General features: G+C 69.1%; 17 protein-coding genes and 1 pseudogene. 13 read left to right on the top strand and 5 right to left on the bottom strand.

Annotation, left to right across the window (positions count from 1 at the left end; genetic code table 11):
* Positions 1-288 precede the first annotated feature (288 nt).
* From typA to KUTG_RS21810, 7 genes and pseudogenes are all read left to right on the top strand, one after another.
* Positions 289-2,197: pseudogene (gene typA, locus KUTG_RS21840) on the top strand (translational GTPase TypA).
* Between the two features lie 759 nt (positions 2,198-2,956).
* Positions 2,957-4,705 carry an ABC transporter family substrate-binding protein gene (locus KUTG_RS21835; protein ID WP_157494697.1) on the top strand — a complete coding sequence of 583 codons (1,749 nt, stop codon included), beginning with the start codon at positions 2,957-2,959 and terminating at the stop codon, positions 4,703-4,705.
* A gap of 310 nt (positions 4,706-5,015) precedes the next feature.
* A complete protein-coding gene (locus KUTG_RS21830; RefSeq protein ID WP_043719135.1) occupies positions 5,016-6,818 on the top strand; it encodes an ABC transporter family substrate-binding protein in 1,803 nt (600 codons plus the stop codon).
* 163 nt (positions 6,819-6,981) lie between these two features.
* Complete coding sequence (locus tag KUTG_RS21825; protein WP_043719134.1) at positions 6,982-7,980, top strand: ABC transporter permease; 999 nt, start codon at positions 6,982-6,984, stop codon at positions 7,978-7,980.
* Complete coding sequence (locus KUTG_RS21820) at positions 7,973-8,893, top strand: ABC transporter permease (protein WP_369794496.1); 921 nt, start codon at positions 7,973-7,975, stop codon at positions 8,891-8,893. The genes KUTG_RS21825 and KUTG_RS21820 overlap by 8 nt, the downstream gene beginning before the upstream one ends.
* Positions 8,893-10,029 carry an ABC transporter ATP-binding protein gene (locus KUTG_RS21815; RefSeq protein ID WP_043719132.1) on the top strand — a complete coding sequence of 379 codons (1,137 nt, stop codon included), beginning with the start codon at positions 8,893-8,895 and terminating at the stop codon, positions 10,027-10,029. The genes KUTG_RS21820 and KUTG_RS21815 overlap by 1 nt, the downstream gene beginning before the upstream one ends.
* A complete protein-coding gene (locus tag KUTG_RS21810) occupies positions 10,026-11,075 on the top strand; it encodes an ABC transporter ATP-binding protein (protein ID WP_043719131.1) in 1,050 nt (349 codons plus the stop codon). Before KUTG_RS21815 ends, KUTG_RS21810 begins: the two co-directional genes overlap by 4 nt.
* Positions 11,076-11,201: 126 nt before the next feature.
* Here KUTG_RS21810 and KUTG_RS21805 read toward each other — a convergent pair whose 3' ends face one another.
* The 4 genes from KUTG_RS21805 to KUTG_RS21785 all read right to left on the bottom strand — a co-directional run bounded on the left by KUTG_RS21805 (position 11,202) and on the right by KUTG_RS21785 (position 13,223).
* Positions 11,202-11,438, bottom strand: a complete 237-nt coding sequence (locus KUTG_RS21805) for a DUF397 domain-containing protein (protein ID WP_043719130.1) — start codon at positions 11,436-11,438, stop codon at positions 11,202-11,204.
* A gap of 9 nt (positions 11,439-11,447) precedes the next feature.
* A complete protein-coding gene (locus KUTG_RS21800) occupies positions 11,448-11,714 on the bottom strand; it encodes a Scr1 family TA system antitoxin-like transcriptional regulator (RefSeq protein WP_255361031.1) in 267 nt (88 codons plus the stop codon).
* A gap of 21 nt (positions 11,715-11,735) precedes the next feature.
* Positions 11,736-12,610, bottom strand: a protein-coding gene (locus KUTG_RS56540) for an IS5 family transposase (protein WP_198047272.1) whose coding sequence is annotated in 2 segments (ribosomal slippage) — positions 11,736-12,220 and positions 12,220-12,610 — 876 coding nt in all. Because the reading frame shifts where the segments join, the coding sequence is not laid out codon by codon here.
* A 7-nt stretch (positions 12,611-12,617) separates the two neighbouring features.
* Entirely contained in the window at positions 12,618-13,223 is a 606-nt protein-coding gene (locus tag KUTG_RS21785; RefSeq protein WP_052395190.1) for a helix-turn-helix domain-containing protein, read from the bottom strand.
* A gap of 86 nt (positions 13,224-13,309) precedes the next feature.
* On the opposite strand from KUTG_RS21785, the gene KUTG_RS21780 reads away from it, so the two are divergent.
* From KUTG_RS21780 to KUTG_RS21765, 4 genes are all read left to right on the top strand, one after another.
* The gene (locus KUTG_RS21780) at positions 13,310-13,531 is read left to right on the top strand and encodes an HC3 family zinc finger protein (RefSeq protein ID WP_043719125.1); all 222 of its coding nucleotides are present in this window, start codon (positions 13,310-13,312) and stop codon (positions 13,529-13,531) included.
* A gap of 261 nt (positions 13,532-13,792) precedes the next feature.
* Positions 13,793-14,659, top strand: a complete 867-nt coding sequence (gene mshB / locus KUTG_RS21775; protein ID WP_043719124.1) for an N-acetyl-1-D-myo-inositol-2-amino-2-deoxy-alpha-D-glucopyranoside deacetylase — start codon at positions 13,793-13,795, stop codon at positions 14,657-14,659.
* Positions 14,656-15,060, top strand: coding sequence for a hypothetical protein (locus KUTG_RS21770; protein ID WP_043719122.1), 405 nt, complete (start codon positions 14,656-14,658; stop codon positions 15,058-15,060). Before mshB ends, KUTG_RS21770 begins: the two co-directional genes overlap by 4 nt.
* 59 nt (positions 15,061-15,119) lie before the next feature.
* Positions 15,120-15,668, top strand: coding sequence for a hypothetical protein (locus tag KUTG_RS21765; RefSeq protein WP_043719120.1), 549 nt, complete (start codon positions 15,120-15,122; stop codon positions 15,666-15,668).
* Between the two features lie 48 nt (positions 15,669-15,716).
* Here KUTG_RS21765 and KUTG_RS21760 read toward each other — a convergent pair whose 3' ends face one another.
* Positions 15,717-16,523: a GNAT family N-acetyltransferase gene (locus KUTG_RS21760; protein ID WP_063753548.1), complete on the bottom strand. Its 807-nt coding sequence runs from the start codon at positions 16,521-16,523 to the stop codon at positions 15,717-15,719.
* Positions 16,524-16,708: 185 nt separating this feature from the next.
* On the opposite strand from KUTG_RS21760, the gene fdxA reads away from it, so the two are divergent.
* Together fdxA and dapC are read left to right on the top strand one after the other, a co-directional pair.
* Entirely contained in the window at positions 16,709-17,035 is a 327-nt protein-coding gene (gene fdxA / locus KUTG_RS21755; protein WP_043719118.1) for a ferredoxin, read from the top strand.
* Positions 17,032-17,821: succinyldiaminopimelate transaminase (dapC, locus tag KUTG_RS21750; RefSeq protein ID WP_043719117.1), on the top strand; the 790-nt coding region annotated here is incomplete at its 3' end. The genes fdxA and dapC, both read left to right, overlap by 4 nt.

Raw genomic sequence — 17,821 nt, 5'->3', positions numbered from 1 at the left:
CAAGATCGGCATCGACCCCTCGCGGGGGCCGTCAGGCGGCCTTTTTCTTGGCCTTGAGCAGGGCGACGACCGGGCAGCGCTTGCACCGCGGCTTGGACCGGCAGCACTTCTTCTTCACCTTGGCCTTGCCCACCCGCGGAGCTCCCGTCCTCGACTCCCGACAGGATAGGTGAGGCTGCCCTTAGTCGGAACCCGTGCGTCCGAAAAGGTATGATGGGCGAGGACACGTGCGGGTATTAGACGGCCGCTGGTGCCCACCTCCCACTCGCAACGCTCTAGGAGTTCCGCGTGCCCACGGCCACCGCGAGTCAGATCCGTACGGACCTTCGCAACGTCGCCATCATCGCGCACGTCGACCACGGCAAGACCACCCTGGTCGACGCCATGCTGCGGCAGTCGGGCGCCTTCTCGGCCCGCGCCGAGTTGGTCGACCGGGTCATGGACTCCGGCGAGCTGGAACGTGAGAAGGGCATCACCATTCTCGCGAAGAACACCGCCGTGCGGCGGGCCACGCCGGACGGCGTGATCACGATCAACGTGGTCGACACCCCCGGCCACGCCGACTTCGGCGGCGAGGTGGAGCGCGCGCTGGCCATGGTCGACGGCGTGCTGCTGCTGGTGGACGCCAGCGAGGGCCCGCTGCCGCAGACCCGCTTCGTGCTGCGCAAGACGCTGGCCGCCGGCCTGCCGGTGGTGCTGGTCGTCAACAAGGTCGACCGCCCGGACGCCCGCATCGCCGAGGTCGTCGACGAGACCCACGACCTGCTGCTGGACCTGGCCGCCGAGGTCGGCGCGGACGACTCCGTGCTCGACGTGCCGGTCATCTACGCCTCCGCCCGCGCCGGCAAGGCCAGCCTGACCCAGCCCGCCGACGGCGGCCTGCCCGACGGCGAGAACCTGGACTCGCTGTTCGAGGTGCTGCTCAACCACGTGCCGGCCCCGACCGGCGACCCGGAGGCCCCGCTGCGGGCCCTGGTCACCAACCTGGACGCCAGCAGCTTCCTCGGCCGTATCGCGCTGTGCCGCATCCACGCCGGCACCATGCGCAAGGGCGAGTTCGTGGCCTGGTGCCGCGAGGACGGCTCCACCCAGCGCGTGAAGATCACCGAGCTGCTGATCACCGAGGGCCTGGAGCGCCAGCCGGCCGACGAGGCCAGCGCGGGCGACCTGGTGGCCATCGCCGGCATCCAGGAGATCACCATCGGCGACACGCTGGCCGATGCCGAGAGCCCCGAGCCGCTGCCCCGGATCACCGTGGACGAGCCGGCCATCTCCATGACCATCGGCGTCAACACCTCGCCGCTGGCCGGCCGCAACGGCGGCACCAAGCTCACCGCCCGCCTGGTCAAGGCCCGCCTCGACAGCGAGCTGGTCGGCAACGTGTCGGTGCGCGTGCTGCCCACCGAGCGCCCCGACACCTGGGGAGGTGCAGGGCCGTGGCGAGCTGGCGCTGGCCATCCTGGTCGAGCAGATGCGCCGCGAGGGCTTCGAGCTGACCGTCGGCAAGCCGCAGGTCGTCACCCGCACCATCGACGGCGTGCTGTGCGAGCCCTACGAGCGCCTCACCGTGGACGCCCCCGAGGAGCACCTGGGCGCGGTCACGCAGCTGCTGGCCAACCGCAAGGGCCGCATGGAGCACATGGACGGCCACGGCACCGGTCGCATCAAGCTGGAGTACGTGGTGCCGGCGCGTGGCCTGATCGGTTTCCGCACCGACTTCCTCACCGAGACCCGCGGCACCGGCATCGCCAACCACGTCTTCGAGGGCTACCACCCGTGGGCCGGCGAGATCCGCACCCGCCACTCGGGCTCGTTGGTGGCCGACCGCGCCGGCATGGTCACGGCGTACGCCATGATCCAGCTGGCCGACCGCGGCACCTTCTTCGTGGAGCCCGGCGCCGACTCGTACGAGGGCATGGTCGTGGGTGAGAACCCGCGCGCCGAGGACCTGGACATCAACGTGGCCCGGGAGAAGAAGCTCACCAACATGCGGCAGTCCTCGGCCGACGTGATGGAGACGCTGGCCCGCCCGCGCAAGCTGTCGCTGGAGGAGGCGCTGGAGTTCTGCGCCACCGACGAGTGCGTCGAGGTCGCGCCGACCGTGGTCCGGGTGCGCAAGCTGGTGCTGGACTCCACCACCCGCGGCCGCGAGCGCTCCCGCGCCAAGACCCGCGACCAGGCCGCCGCCGCCAAGTAGCCCCAGCCCGCCCAGGACCCCAGCCGGTCTCCCTCCCTCCGGAGGCTGCTCGGCCCGCGCCGGTGCCTGGACCGCAGCCGGATTTCGATCGCCCGCCACCCGACGCACCCCGGTCCGAGCCGACGCGGGCGATCGAAATCCGGCCAGGGAAGGCACCGGTCACGAGCGGCCGAGCCGCGCTGCCGGAGGCGGTGCCAACAAGCACTGCCGCGCCGGTGTTTCGCCCGGTTGCTGGATCTGGGTTTTCATCTGCTCTAAAACTTCTAAAGAGGTACGTAACTTACGCGTGAATAGCGCTCTAGAAACCCAAACAGTGGCGTAGCCACACGTGACTGGAAAGTCGCACTGAACGCACGGAGGCTCGGCCGAGTCCACCATCGGAATCATTGTATAAATAGGGCTTTTGTGAACGGATCCTTTGTGATCCCCGGCTCTACTACCAGAGTGCCTACTCTGTGGTGCCGTATTCTGACGGAGGCTTGCCCATTTAGTCAGAGTACCTCAATTGTGCCCACCCGCTTCAAGGTACATATGCCTAACAAATTGTCCCCACCACCAAGCCGATGCGGCGTTCGAAATCCAGCAAGGGCGAGGCACCGGTCACGAGCGGCCGAGCCGCGACGCCGAAGGCGGCGCCAACAAGCACAGCAACCTGACACACCCCGCACGCGTCTATTCCCCCGTGTGGTCCATAGTTGAGGGCTGAAGCCCGGCCATGGACCACACGGGGCTTCGCCATAACCACTGGGAGGCGGATTCGTGCGCGGCAGGTCGGCGCTGCTCGCCCTCGCGGCCGCGTGCTGCGCACTGGTGACGGCGTGCACCGATTCACCGCCGCCGCCACTGGTCAGCGCCCCGCCGACGACGGTGACGCCGACCAGGCCCACGGATCCGACCCAGCTGGTGGTCGGCGTGGACAGTGTGAAGGGCGGCTTCAACCCGCACCTGCTGGCCAACCAGACGACGGTCACCCGGGCGCTGGGCGAACTCGTGCTTCCCTCGGTTTTCCACACCGGCCCGGACGGCAGCCCGCTGCTGGACAAGACGCTGATGGTGTCGGCCGAGGTGACCAAGGCCAACCCGTACACGGTCACGTACACCATCCAGCCGCAGGCGGCCTGGGGCGACGGCGCGCCGATCGCCGCCGAGGACTTCGCCTACCTGTGGCAGAACATGCGCAGCCAGCCCGGTGTGATCGACCCGGCCGGCTACCGCCTCATCAGCGGCGTCTCGGCCCGTGACGGCGGCCGCGTCGCCGACGTGACCTTCAGCCAGCCCTACCCGGGCTGGCGGTCGCTGTTCTCCGACCTGCTGCCGGCGCACGTGCTCAAGGACGCCCCGGGCGGCTGGACGGGCGCGCTCAGCGAGACCTTCCCGGCCGCCGGCGGGCCGTTCTCCATCCGCAACATCGACCCCGAGCGCGGCGAGATCGTGTTGCAGCGCAACGACCGCTACTGGGGCGCGTCGACCAAGTTGCAGCAGATCGTGCTGCGCCAGGCCGGCCCGGCCGATCTGGTCAGCGCGCTCAAGACCGGCGACGACCAGCTGGCGGTGCTCAACCCGAGCGACAGCACGTCCAAGGCGCTCACCGAGCTGGGCAAGGCGGTCAACCTGACCACGGTGCCCAACCCGGTCGTGGTCGAGGTGCTGCTGCGGCAGGGCGGCGCCCGGCTGTCCGATCCGACGCTGCGGGCCGCCGTGTTCGCGGCGATCGACCGGGAGGCCCTGATCACCCTGGGCACGGGCGGCGGCCCGTCGGCCTCGCTGCGCGCCGACTCGCTGGTGCTGGCCCCGTCGCAGCCGGGCTACAAGCCGACGATCCCGGCCGGCGTCGGGGCGCCCAACCACGATCTGGTGAATCAACTTCTCACCCAGGCGGGCTACACCAAGACCAACGGGTCGTGGCTCAAGGACGGCGTGCCGCTCAACCTCGTCATCGGCGCGCCCAACGACCGGGCCCCCTATTCACAGCTGGCCGGCGTGCTCCAGCAGCAGCTGTCGGCGGCCGGCATCGGGGCGACGATCCTGAACACATCCGGTGACCAGCTGTTCGGCACGGTGCTGCCGGCCACCACGACCACCACGCCGACCACGACCACCGGCACCGCCCCTGCCGACAACCAGGGTAGCGACGGCGACAGTTCGGTGGACATCGGGATCGTCCCGCAGGCGGTTGGCGGCGACCCGGCCAGTGTGCTGGCGGCGTCCTTCGGCTGCCGGGGACCGCTGCCCGACGGCGGCACGGCGCTGCCGGCGGCCAACCCGGACGGCTTCTGCGACCACGGCCTGCAGCCGACCGTCGAAGCGGCCCTGACCGGCGCTTTGTCGCTGTCGGACGCGCTGGCCACGGTGGAGCCGGCGCTGTGGTCCCAGCACGTCGCGATGCCGCTGTTCCAACTGGCCGATGTGCTCGCCACCGGTTCCGAGATCACTGGTGTGAACGGCGGACCCCCCTTGGTTGGGCCCTTTGCCGGCGCGCCGACGTGGCGGCGTTCTGTTCGCCGATGACCCATTCGTGTTGTTAATCGCTGTTAATTCGGGCAAGATGGCTGCGCCCGCCGATTTCAACTCTTGACAGATTTTTCCCCCGTTCGGGTAGCGAACGATCCCGCCCGGTAACTGCTCAATCGCTACGCGCTGTCACCGTGTCACCCTTTGGTCACGATCCCGGTGTGCCCAGTGACCCACGGGTATTCCTGTTCTTACGGTGCCTGGCACAGCGCGCAGGTCGAGTAGCTTGTTGCGCGCTATGGTCCCCGGGTGGTGCAGATCGACCTGATCGGGTCGCTGCCGCCCTGTGCTAGGAGGGCACGTGTCAATGAGGAGATCGAAAGCGATCCCCGCGATCGCGGTGATGGCTGGCGCCGCGCTCATGCTGACCGCATGTGGCGGCTCCAGTGGTGGCGGTCAGGACAATGGGTCGGGTTCGGGCGGACTCGCGAGCGCGGCCATTGGCAAGGGTGAATCCGGGGACACCTACACCGCGCCGAAGGTCAACGACATTGGCCCGGTCGTTGTTTCGACCGACAAGCCGTTTACCGCGTACAACAACGCGACGTCCGACGCGGTCCAGTCCTACAACAGCTACGCGCTGATCCAGGTCCTCGCGCGGCCGTTCGTGTTGGACGGCAACAACAAGGTCCTGCTGAACAAGGACGTCATGGACTCGGTCGAGGTCACCTCGACCAGCCCCAAGCAGCAAGCGCCTAAGATCAAGAAGGGTGTGAGCTGGTCCGACGGCGCCGCCTGGAACTGCAAGGACTTCTACCTGGCGTGGCTGGCCCAGAGCGGCACGGACCTCAAGCCGGACGGCAAGACCACGTACTTCCTGCCCGGCGCCACCACCGGCTACAGCCAGATCGACTCGGCCAAGTGCCAGGACGACCAGACCTTCGTCACGGAGTTCTCGTCGCCGTTCGGTGACTGGAAGAGCCTGTTCGGCATCTCCGACGACCTGCTCCCGGCCCACGTGCTGGAGAAGCAGACCGGCGTCTCGGACATCACCCAGGTGACCCCGAAGAGCCCGGCCGACATCCTGACCAAGGTCTCGGACTTCTGGAACACCGGCTGGAAGGGCTTCAAGGCCGACCTGGCCCCCGGCTCCGGCGCGTACATGATCAGCGACTGGCAGCAGGGCTCGTCCATCACGCTGGTGCGCAACCCGAAGTGGACCGGCAACCCCGGCGGCCCGGCGAAGATCACCCTCAAGGCGATCCCCGACTCCAACGCCCAGGTGCAGGCGCTGCAGAACAACGAGGAGCAGGTCCTGTCCTCGGCGCAGCCGGACGCCAACGCCGCGCAGACGCTGCAGGGCCTCGGCTCGTCGGGCATCACCTACGGCGCCAACGCCGGCCTGAACTTCGAGCACCTCGACCTGAACCTGAAGCGCCCGATCTTCCAGGACGAGGCGGTGCGCAAGGCCTTCGGCCAGTGCATCAACCGCAACGAGCTGGTGGACAAGCTGATCAAGCAGGTCCAGCCGGACGCCAAGCCGTTCAACAGCGTCATCTTCTTCCCGGGCATGCCCGGCTACGCCGACAACTACTCGGACAAGCTGATCTCCAACCCGGCGACCGCCAAGGCCACGCTGACCTCTGACGGCTGGGCCCCGGGTCCGGACGGCATCATGGCCAAGGGCGGCCAGAAGCTGACGTTCAAGATCAGCCACACCGACATCCCGCGCCGCAAGCAGACCGTCGCGCTGCTCCAGCAGGAGTGCAAGGCGGCCGGCATCGACATCCAGGACGACACCGACGCGAACTTCCTGGACAAGCGGGTCAGCGACAGCGACTACGACGTGGCGCTGTTCGCCTGGTCGGTGGCTCCGTTCCACTCCGCCGGCATCACCACCTACAAGACCGGCGGCAACCAGAACTGGAACGGCACGACCTCGCCGGCCGCCGACGCCGCCTTCGCCAAGGCGCTGGCGCAGACCGACGACGCCGCCGCGGTGACGGACTACCAGACCGCGGACAAGGCGATCGCCGACACCTACTCGACGTTCCCGCTGTTCCAGCCCCCGAACATGTGGGCCTACACCGGTGACATCGACAAGGCGTACTTCCAGAGCTACTACGGCTCGATGTGGAACGCCAACGAGTGGCAGAAGCCGAACGCCTGATCTGCTGTACCCCGGGTGTGAAGCTCCCCGGCGTCGGTCGCGCTCGCGATCGGCGCCGGGGCGCACCCGTGTTCACCACTGACCCCGTCCCCACCCGTCCAGGCAGACCTCGCTCCAGCCGGCTACCCGACCAGCGCCCGGTGAGGTCGTCGAGGAGCAACCCGTGTTCCAATACCTGATTCGACGGTTGCTGATCTCCATACCCATCCTGTTGATCGGCAGCTTCCTCGTCTTCATACTCGTGGCCTCGGCCGGCGACCCCCTGGCCGGGCTGCGCACCAAGCCGGGCGTCACGGCGCAGCAGATCCACTCCCTGTCCGTCCAGCTCGGCCTGGACCACTCGATCCTGGTCCGGTACTGGGACTGGCTGACCAGCTTCCTGCGCGGCGACTGGGGCACCAGCGTCGCGCTCGGCGAGGCGCAGAGCCCGGTGTTCACCACCGTGTCCAGCGCCCTGTGGGTGACCATGCGCCTGGTCATCGGGGCCGAGCTGATCGCGCTCGTGCTGGGCATCGGCGTCGGCGTGTTCTCGGCCGTCCGCCAGTACTCGATCTTCGACTACCTGATGACCAGCGTCGCGTTCCTGATGTTCTCGATGCCGATCGCCTGTGTGGCCGTCGTGGTCAAGAACTACGGCATCCAGTTCAACGACCTGCTCCAGTCGCTGCACCTCAAGCGCTGGCTGACCACCGCGGGCCCACCGCCCGGCGGCTTCGGCAGCAACCTCGGCCAGGTCATCGTCAGCTACTCCGGAACCTTCCTGCTACCGACGATCTCGCTGATGACCATCAGCTTCGCCGCGTACAGCCGGTTCCAGCGCGCCTCCATGCTGGAGACGCTCAACGCCGACTACGTGCGCACCGCCCGCGCCAAGGGCCTCTCGCAGAGCCGGGTGATCTTCCGTCACGCCATGCGCAACGCGCTCATCCCGGTCAGCACCCTGTTCGCGCTCAACATCGGCGCCATCATCGGCGGCGCCATCATCACCGAGCGGGTCTTCGGCTGGAACGGCATGGGCACGGTGCTGGTGAAGGCCGTGTCCAACTACGACCCACCGACCCTGATGGGCTGGTTCGCGGTGACCGCGACGGTCGTCGTGGTGTTCAACCTGATCTCGGACCTGCTCTACGGCCTTCTCGACCCGAGGATTCGCCTTGGCTAACGCAACCCAGACCGCAGGCGACGGCGGCGGCGCGGTCGCCGTGCGCCACGAGTTCGACGCCAAGGCGCGTTCTCAGACCTCGATCATTCTCGGCCGCTTCGTGCGGCACCGCCTGGCCATGGTCAGCCTCGCCGTGCTGGTGCTGCTGGCGGTCGCGTCGTTCGTGGTGCCGATGTTCCTGAAGTTCAGCTACGCCGACACCAGGGCGGGCAGCTACCTACGGCCCGGCGGCGGCCACCTGCTGGGCACCGACCAGCTGGGCCGGGACGCCTTCGCCCAGCTGCTGCGCGGCACCCAGTTCTCGCTGGCCATCGCCTTCACGGTGGCGATCAGCTCGACCATCGTCGGCGTGCTGATCGGTGCCGTCGCCGGCTACCTGAAGGGCCTCGTCGACAGCAGCCTGATGCGGCTGGTCGACCTGTTCCTGATCGTGCCGCAGATCGCGCTGACCGCCCTGCTGGTGCACGCCTTCGCGCCCAGCTGGTACATCGTGGCCGCGGTGCTGGCGCTGTTCAACTGGATGCAGATCGCCCGCATCACCCGCGGTGAGGCGCTGTCGCTGTCGGCCCGCGAGTTCGTCGAGGCCTCCCGGGCCTCGGGCGGCGGCACCTGGCACATCGTGTTCAAGCACCTGATCCCGAACATGATCGGCACCATCACGGTCAACGCCACGCTGTCGGTGTCCACGGCCGTGCTGACCGAGGCCGCGCTGTCGTTCATCGGTCTCGGCGTGCAACTGCCGGACACCTCGCTCGGCCTGATCGTCCAGGACAACTACACCCAGGTGCTGCTGCGCCCGTGGCTGTTCTGGGGCCCGTTCCTGGCCATCGTGGCGATCTCGATGACGATCAGCTTCATCGGTGACGGACTGCGTGACGCGTTCGACCCGAGGCAGACGAAGGTGCGTGCGTGATGACCGAGACGATCGACCCGAACGAGCCGCTGCTCCGGGTGGCCGACCTGACGGTCGAGTTCCCCACCGACGACGGCGTCGTGCACGCGGTGCGCGACCTGTCGTTCGACCTGAAGCCGCGTGAGGTGCTGGGGGTCGTCGGCGAGTCCGGCTCCGGCAAATCGGTGTCCTCCATGGCGATTCTCGGCCTGCTGCCTCGTAGCGCCCGGATCTCGGGCTCCATCTCGTACCGCGGCCAGGAGCTCAACGGCCTGAGCTACAACGAGATGCGCAAGTTCCGCGGCAACTCGGTGTCCATGATCTTCCAGGACCCGATGACTTCGCTCAACCCAGTTTTCACGGTGGGGGCGCAGCTGTCCGAGGCCTACCTTGAGCACCACAAGGTGTCCAAGAAGGCCGCGTGGGCCAAGGCCGTCGAGGCGCTGGAGCAGGTCGGCATCCCGCAGCCGGACCGGCGGGCCAAGCAGTACCCGCACGAGTTCTCCGGCGGCATGCGGCAGCGCGTGGTGATCGCCATGGCGATCATCAACGACCCGGACGTGATCATCGCCGACGAGCCGACCACCGCGCTGGACGTGACGGTGCAGGCGCAGATCCTGGAGACGCTGCTGCGGATCCGGGACGACACCAACGCGGCCATCATCATGATCACCCACGACCTGGGTGTCGTGGCCGGCATGGTGGACAAGGTGCAGGTCATGTACGCCGGCACCGTGGTCGAGGCCGGCACCGTCGACGACGTGTTCGACGCCCCGCGCATGCCGTACACGGTGGGCCTGCTCGGCTCCAACCCGGACCCGAGCCTGATCGGGCAGAAGCTGACCCCGATCAGCGGCGCCCCGCCCTCGCTGGTCAACCTGCCGACGGGCTGCGCCTTCTCGCCGCGCTGCCCGCTGGTGGCACCGGTGTGCCACGAGTCGGAGCCGGACCTGCTGGAGATCGGCGGCGCGGTGGTCCACCACAGCCGGTGCCACCGGTGGAACGACCTCGCCGGTTACGAGGATCCGAAGAAGCTGTTCGCCCGCAAGGAGATCGGCGCCGAGGAGCCGCTCGCGGCCCTCCTGATCGACAACCCCGAGGTGGTCGTCGAGGAGCACCTCGCGGACAGCGGCGACAAGAAGGAGGCCGCGTCGTGAGCACCGGCACCGAGACCAGGCCGGCCAGCGGCGACGCGGGCACCACCGGCACTCCTCTGCTCCAGGTCAAGGACCTGTTCAAGTCGTTCCCGGTGCGGGGCGGCGGCATCATCCCGCGCACGGTGGGACAGGTGCAGGCCGTGCACGGCGTCAGCTTCGACCTGGCCGCCGGCGAGACGCTCGGCCTGGTCGGCGAGTCCGGCTCGGGCAAGTCGACCACCGGCCGGGCCATCCTCCAGCTGCACAAGCCCACGTCGGGCTCGGTGAAGTTCGAGGGCCGCGAACTGACCACCATGCACAGCAAGGAGCTCCAGGCGATGCGCCGGGACCTCCAGATCGTGTTCCAGGACCCGTACGCGTCCCTGGACCCGCGCTGGCAGGTCAACGACATCATCGCCGAGCCGCTGCGGATCCACCGCTTCGGCAGCGCCGAGACCATCCAGCAGCGGATCAACCAGCTGATGGAGATCGTCGGCCTGAACCCCGAGCACCGCAACCGCTACGCCCACGAGTTCTCCGGCGGGCAGCGGCAGCGCATCGGGATCGCCCGGGCGCTGGCCCTGAACCCGAAGTTCGTGGTCCTGGACGAGCCCGTGTCGGCGCTGGACGTGTCCGTGCAGGCCGGTGTGGTGAACCTGTTGGGCGAGCTTCAGCAGGAGCTCAACCTGGCGTACCTGTTCGTGGCCCACGACCTGTCCGTGGTGCGGCACCTGTCGCACCGGGTGGCGGTCATGTACCTGGGTTCGCTGATCGAGGTCGGGCCGCGGGAGCAGATCTACAGCAAGCCCATGCACCCGTACACGCAGGCGCTGCTGTCGGCCGTGCCCGTGCCCGATCCCAAGCGGGAGCGGGAGCGCCAGCGCAGCCGGATCGTGCTCACCGGCGACGTGCCCAGCCCGGTCAACCCGCCGTCGGGCTGCCGGTTCCGGACCCGCTGCTGGAAGGCGCAGGACGTCTGCGCCACCGAGGTGCCCGAGCTGAAGCGGCGCGGCGACAGCGAGCTGTTGTCGGCGTGCCACTTCGCCGAGGAGATGCACGTCGCCTGAGCTGGCACCGTGGGCCGTTCGACGACTCCCCCTCGTCGGACGGCCCACGAGCCGTTCACCGGTGTTCCTCCCCACGGTGTCTCGACCCTAGCGGGAGGGTCTGACATTTTCGTGACGCCGAGGGGATCAGCTGGTCTTGAGCCTGGTCAGGAAGGCGCCGAAGGCCTTGGCGGGGAAGAGAAGATGCCCGCCCTCGGGGTTCTTCGAGTCCCGAACGGCGGTCAGTAGCGGCTGGACAGCGAGCTCAACACACTCGCCGCCGTTGCCGTTGCTGTAGCTGGACTTCCGCCACTGGGCGAGTTCGACGCACGCGCCGCCGTTGCCGTTGCTGTAGCTGGACTTTCGCCAGCGTGGGGTCGCCATGCGGCCCTCCTAGAGATCGCGCAGTACCTGGCCGATCAGCTCCACCGTCTGCGCGGTGCTCAGCGCCGCGCCCAGGAGCCGCTCGAACGTGAGGCTACACGCGTCGACCTGCGCCTCCTGATCGAAATAGTCCGAGCCGAACAGGTTCTCCGCGTAGGCAATGCGAACCCCGTAGGGCTGCGGCAACTGCAGGATCGTGAATGGGCTGCCCATCGCGGCGTGCGCTCCCGCGGCATACGGCAGCACATGCAGCTCGATGGTCGGCCAGCCTGTCAGTTCTAGGGCCTGTTTCAGATGTCAGAGCCACTCGTTGATCGCCGCGATAACGACCGTGGCCTCATACCGGACAGCGAGCTTGTCGTACCGAGTGGCCACGGCCCGGTTCCGCTTGAGTCGGTTGATGCCGCACTCCACAGCATGCCGCCGCTTGTAGATCTCCTTGTCGAACGCCGGCCGACGACCACCACGCGCACCACGGTTCTTGCGATGGAGGATCTGGTCCGCCTTCTCCGGAATCGTGCACCGAACACCCCGCCGCCGCAGGTAGCAGCGATTGGCGCGGGAGCCGTACGCCTTGTCCCCCAAGACCCGATCCGGGCGCGTCCGCGCCCGCCCCCGACCCAGACGGGGCACCCTGATTCGCTCCAACACCGTCTGGAACTGCGGCGAGTCACCCCGCTGCCCGGCCGTGACCACGACCGACAACGGCTTCAGCCCCTGCTCGGTCGCCAGGTGCACCTTCGTGGTCAGCCCGCCCCGGGACCGGCCGATCCCATGGTCATCCGGCTCGGTGTCGACTCCACCCGGAGATTCACGCTGGTCAGCCCCTTTTTACGCGCGCCAGCGGCATGCTGGTGCGCGCGAGCCACAGTGGAGTCGACGCTCACATCCCAGGTGATCAGCCCGGCCGCGTCAGCCTCGGCCTGCAACCGGGTCAGGATCTGTTTCCAAGTCCCGTCGCGCTGCCAGCGTCGGAACAGGCCATACACGGTCTGCCACGGCCCGTACCGGTCCGGCAGGTCTCGCCACTGCACACCCGTCCGCACCCGGAACCGGATCCCGTTGATGAGTTGCCGTTTCGGGTGTTTGGGCGGGCGTCCAGACTTCTTGCCCTTGGGTAGCAAGGGTTCCAGCTTTGCCCACTGCTCGTTCGTCAGATCACCACGACCCACCCGAAGATCATCTCAAACCGAGATCAACTTCTGAAACAGGCCCTAGCAGCCGCTCCAACTGCGCGGCCATGACTACAGGGCCGCCGACCACTCGCCGAATCACCGCCTCGTTCAACACGACCACCAGGCGTGGTGGCTGGTCTTCGAGTAGCAGGTTCTGCCGCTCGCTCCGCCCCGCTACCAGCCGGTCGACCTCTTTGGCCGGGCGGGTCGGATCTGCGGCCAAGGTGACCACTCGCGAGTAGTCCTCGGTCTGGAACAGGCCATGAACGAGTTCGTTCTCGTAGATGCGGATCTCGCTGCTTGCCTGCTCAAGGCCGGCGTACTTCTGGGCCCAGTCCGCAACGCGATAGCTGGTCCTGCGGCGGGAGTCCCTGGCCAGGGCCTTCAGCTGGTCGGCCTTCTTGGCGGGGAGGTCGAACAGCTCGGCCAGGGCCTTGACCTCCAAGGTGCTCAGCGAGCCTTTGCCGTTCTCGATCCGGCTGATCTTCGACAGGTCGCAGTCCAACACCTCGGCCATGGCCTCGCGGCTGACCGAGCTGTTCTCCCTGAGCTCCCGCATCTCGAAGCCCAACAGGATCTTGCTGACCACCGGGTTCGCCATGGCGGACATCCTCACCTCATGCCGACCACATGTGCACCGACGTCACCTGATCGTGTCACATCTAAACCGCATATGTAGGTTGTACTGTGCTTGCTATGAGCGATCTGGTGCGGCTGAAGGGCCCCCGGTTCGCGTGGCAGCCGGCCGACGGACGCCGGCACTGCTACCCGGACGAGCAGCTCCTGGCCTGGGGCACGCACGTCATGGCGCTGTGCGGCAAGGGCATGGCGGCCAAACGGGTCCCCCGCGAGCAGTGGTTGTGGCCGACCTGTCACGACTGCGCGGAACAGGCCCGCGAACGGCAGGCCGATGGCTGACGTTTCCGCAGGTCGGGGCCGTCGAAGCGCTACGCCACCGGCGCGTCACGGAGACGTCACGCCCCCTTGGTTAGCTCAGACCCGTCGACGTCCGGATGTTCCGAGTCGCTGCCGGCCTCGCGGCAGGGGGGAACTCGGGCCGCCCGGGCGCTGACGATCAAGGGGGGAAACGAGGCCGCGTTCGCAGATTCCCCAGTCCCGGACGCGGTCTCGGCCTCCCCACCACCGGTGGCCGTCAGACCCGAGCTCTACGCTTGGCCAGTGACCCTGACCGCCCCACCACGGCTCGCGCTGGTGCACGCGCACCCCGACGACGAGAGCCTGTGGACCGGGGGAACCATCGCCCACTACGCCTCCCTCGGCGTGCACGTCACCGTCGTCACCTGCACGCTCGGTGAGGAGGGCGAGATCATCCCCGCCCGCCTGAACGAACTACGCGCCGAGGCCGCCGACCAGCTCGGCGGCTACCGGGTCGGCGAGCTCCGCTCCGCCTGCGCCGCGCTCCGCGTCAACGACCACCGCTACCTGGGCGGCATCGGTCGGTGGCGCGACTCGGGCATGGTCGGCGTCGACGCCAACCACCACCCGCGCGCCTTCATCGGCGGCGACCTCGCCCTGCAGACCGAGCAGCTGGCCGAGGTGCTGCGAGAGGTCAAGCCGCAGGTCGTCGTCAGTTACGACAGCAACGGCGGCTACGGCCACCCCGACCACATCCGCGCGCACGAGATCACCACCACCGCCGCGGCCTCCGTGCCGGACGTGCTGCGCGTCTTCCACGCCGTCACCTCGCGCGACGCCACCGCCGCCGGCCTGGCCAAGCTGCGCGACGTCGAGGGCGTGCCGTACCGGATGCCCGAGCCCGGCGAGCTGCCCGTCGTCGACGACGAGATCATCACCACCCGCGTCGCCATCGAGCCCCACGTGCCGACCAAGCTCAGCGCCCTGCGTGCCCACGCCACCCAGGTCAGCGTGTGGCAGAACGGCGAGGGCGCCGCCTGCTACGCCCTGTCCAACGGCATCACCCAGCCCGTCGTCGGCACCGAGTTCTACGTGCTCGCCGCCGGCCCGGCCGAGGGCGCCGAGACCGACCTGTTCGGCGGCCTGAACGATGTGGAGCGCATGCGATGAGGCCCGGCGACTGGGTGGTTCTCGTCGTGCTCGTACTCGACGCGATCCTGCTCGCGGTCGTCGACACCGTCTTCCTGCCCGCCCGGTTCGACGGCTCCGTGCTGCCGGACCTGGGCGGCTTCCCGTTCCCGATCACCATCCTGATCGCCTTCGTCACCACGCCCATGCTCGTGCGGGCGGCGGCCCGGCTGCGGCCCGTCACCTGGGTCGGCGGCCTGCCCGGGTTCGCGTGGATCGCCGTGATCCTGTGGCTGGCCGTGGGCGGTCCGGGCGGCAACTTCCAGGTCTATCCCGACTGGCGGATCCTCGCGCTGCTCGCGGCCGGTGCGCTGCCGTCGGCGGTGGTCCTCGGCAACGCGCTGGGCCGGGCCCGAGCGCCGCAGCCCACCGCCGGTGGATGACGCGGAGGTCGTCGCCGCGCTCCGGCCGTTCGCCCGCGCCGCCGCGCAGGTGCTGGCCGTTGCTCGACGATCCGGACCCCTTCCGCCTGCACGGCCGGGCCATCGGCGCCGTGGCCAACATCGACGGCGTCGACCCCAAGTACCTGGCCCGCCTCGGCGCCCTGCCCACGGAGCTGACCAGCCGCGTCGCCGCCCTCGTGCCCCTGCTGGTCGCCTCCACCGGCGTCGACCGCAAGGCCCTGACCCTGTGCGAGCAGGCCCTGGTCGTCTGCGCCGAGGCCGACAGCGTCGAGCTGCGGGTCCGGGTGCTGGCCGCCGTCCTCTACGGCCGTGACGTCCGCGCCGCCTCCGTCGGCGGCGGCGAGGACGGTCAGACCACCTGGCTGCTCGCCGAGCTCGTGGAGTCCAACCGGCGGCACGGCCGGGTCACCGTGCGGGCCCTCGCCGTCACCGCGCAGCGCCTCGGCGACCTGTTGGCGACGATCGACGGGCGCACCGGACCCCTGATCGGTGGCAGGCTGGTGCTGTGGCGTCTGCGCAAGCGTGCGCGGCGCTGGATGCGGGAGCAGAGCGCGGTCCGGTGGGACCCGCGTGGGAGGCAGTCATGAGTGTGCAGCGCAAGGACGACCGGCACTCCAACGACCCGATCGACGCCATCAAGGCCCTGGTCGACGGCGAGAACGAGAAGGCCAAGCCCAGCACCGGCGGCCCCCAGTTCCGTATCGTCGGTGACGTTCGTCACACCGACAAGAAGAAAAAGGCCTAGGCCGCCAGTAGGCGTAGCGATGGTGCTCGGTGAAGCCGAGGCCCTCGTACAACCTGATTGCCGCCTCGTTGTGCACGGCGACCTGGAGCACTGCACCCTGCGCGCCACGGTCCCGGGCCCACGTGCCCAGGGCCGCCATCAGCCGCCGCGCCGTGCCCTGACGGCGCAGCTCCGGCCGCACGGACAGCCGTGAGATGTGCAAGGTCGAGTCCACGATGCAGCCCCGGACCACCGCCGCGCCCTCGACGTGCCCGAAGCCGAGCAGTGGACCGGTGCCCAGCACATGCCGCTGCGCCGCGGTCGGCTCGCCGACGGCCAACTCCCACCACTGCGGCGACGGCTTGTCCAGAACCTCGCCCTGGGTCTCCCCATCGGGCAGCGGGCCGGTCAGCACCGTCGCCACTGCGCCGCCCGGGTGGTCCTCGGCCAGACTCCAGTCCGCTTCCCGGATACGCCGCTCGGTCTCGGACCCTTGGGTGACATGAGCTGCCGGATTGATGCCGTTTCGCGCCGCGAAAGCGGCGATGGTTGCCAGCGCCTCAGGCATCGGCACGCCGGGATCGCCGGTGGTCAGCGCGCTGTTGGCCCGCCCCGTGAAGCCGCCGGCCGCCCTCAGGCGCCACTGGCCCAGGCGCTCGTCGACCAGCGCCGGCCAGGCGTCGGCACACCGCAGTTCCAGCTCCGTGATGGCGTCCATCGGGTGACTGTGCCCGGGGCCACACGGCGGTTCCAGCATTTTTCCCGACCCTCGGGACGTACCGTGGCGATTGGGTGCCCGGGTGCGAACCCCACCGGCCAGCCGGGGGATACTGGCCGGGTGCCCGCGGAACCGCGCACCGATGTCCCGCGGCAGATGGACGAAGACGGAAGCAGGAGAACGCAGTGACCTACGTGATCGCCGAGCCCTGCGTCGATCTACTCGACAAGGCGTGCATCGAAGAGTGCCCCGTCGACTGCATCTACGAGGGTGACCGGATGCTCTACATCCACCCCGACGAGTGCGTCGACTGCGGAGCCTGTGAGCCGGTGTGCCCGGTGGAGGCCATCTACTACGAGGACGACGTCCCCGACCAGTGGAAGGACTACACCAAGGCGAACGCCGACTTCTTCAACGAGCTCGGCTCGCCCGGCGGCGCGGCGAAGATCGGCAAGACCAGCAACGACCCGTCGTTCGTGGCGGCGCTGCCGCAGCAGGCCGCGCACGAGTGAGTGGTTCTACATCGGGGCCGGCCCTGCCGGACTTCCCGTGGGACTCGCTGGCCGACCACACCGCCACCGCGCGGTCACACCCGGACGGTGTGGTCGACCTGTCCGTCGGAACACCGGTCGACCCGGTGCCCGAGCTGATCCGTGACGCCCTCGCGGCCGTCAGCGACCAGCCCGGCTACCCGACCACGCACGGTACCCCCGAGCTGCGGCAGGCCGCCGTCGACGCGCTGGCCCGCCGCTTCGGCGTGACCGGCCTCGACCCGGTCGCCGTGCTGCCGACCATCGGCTCCAAGGAGCTGGTGGCCTGGCTGCCCACGCTGCTCGGCGTGCGCGCCGGGGACCTGGTGGCCATTCCCGAGCTCGCCTATCCGACCTACGAGGTCGGGGCCCTGCTCGCCGGCGCCGAGGTGGCGCGGGTGGAGGGGCTCACCGCGCTCGGGCCGCGCCGTCCCGCGCTGCTGTGGCTCAACTCCCCGTCCAACCCGACCGGCCGGGTGCTGCCCATCGAGCACCTGCGCAAGGTCGTCGACTGGGCTCGGGAGCGGGGCACCATCGTCGCCTCCGACGAGTGCTACCTGTCCCTCACCTGGGACGCTGACGCCGTCTCGATCCTGGATCCCCGGGTCAGCGGCGGCAGCACCGAGGGGCTGCTGGCCGTGCACTCGCTGTCCAAGTCCTCCAGCCTCGCCGGCTACCGCGCCGGCTTCGTCACCGGCGATCCCGCGTTGGTCAAGCGTCTGCTGGAGATCCGCAAGCACGCCGGCATGATCGTGCCCCGGCCCGTGC

It is taken from the genome of Kutzneria sp. 744, from assembly GCF_000568255.1.
Classification (GTDB): Bacteria; Actinomycetota; Actinomycetes; order Mycobacteriales; family Pseudonocardiaceae; genus Kutzneria.
The sequence above is the reverse complement of the archived record's forward strand: the minus strand, read 5'-3'. Positions and strand labels throughout refer to the sequence as shown.

What these genes read in the sequence shown, in the direction of transcription:
- KUTG_RS21830 (WP_043719135.1), top strand. Translation starts at nt 5,016, where the DNA reads ATGAGGAGATCGAAAGCGATCCCCGCGATCGCGGTGATGGCTGGCGCC.
- KUTG_RS21815 (WP_043719132.1), top strand. Translation starts at nt 8,893, where the DNA reads ATGACCGAGACGATCGACCCGAACGAGCCGCTGCTCCGGGTGGCCGAC.
- KUTG_RS21805 (WP_043719130.1), bottom strand. Translation starts at nt 11,438, where the DNA reads ATGGCGACCCCACGCTGGCGAAAGTCCAGCTACAGCAACGGCAACGGC.
- KUTG_RS21785 (WP_052395190.1), bottom strand. Translation starts at nt 13,223, where the DNA reads ATGTCCGCCATGGCGAACCCGGTGGTCAGCAAGATCCTGTTGGGCTTC.
- KUTG_RS21780 (WP_043719125.1), top strand. Translation starts at nt 13,310, where the DNA reads ATGAGCGATCTGGTGCGGCTGAAGGGCCCCCGGTTCGCGTGGCAGCCG.
- KUTG_RS21770 (WP_043719122.1), top strand. Translation starts at nt 14,656, where the DNA reads ATGAGGCCCGGCGACTGGGTGGTTCTCGTCGTGCTCGTACTCGACGCG.
- KUTG_RS21760 (WP_063753548.1), bottom strand. Translation starts at nt 16,523, where the DNA reads ATGGACGCCATCACGGAGCTGGAACTGCGGTGTGCCGACGCCTGGCCG.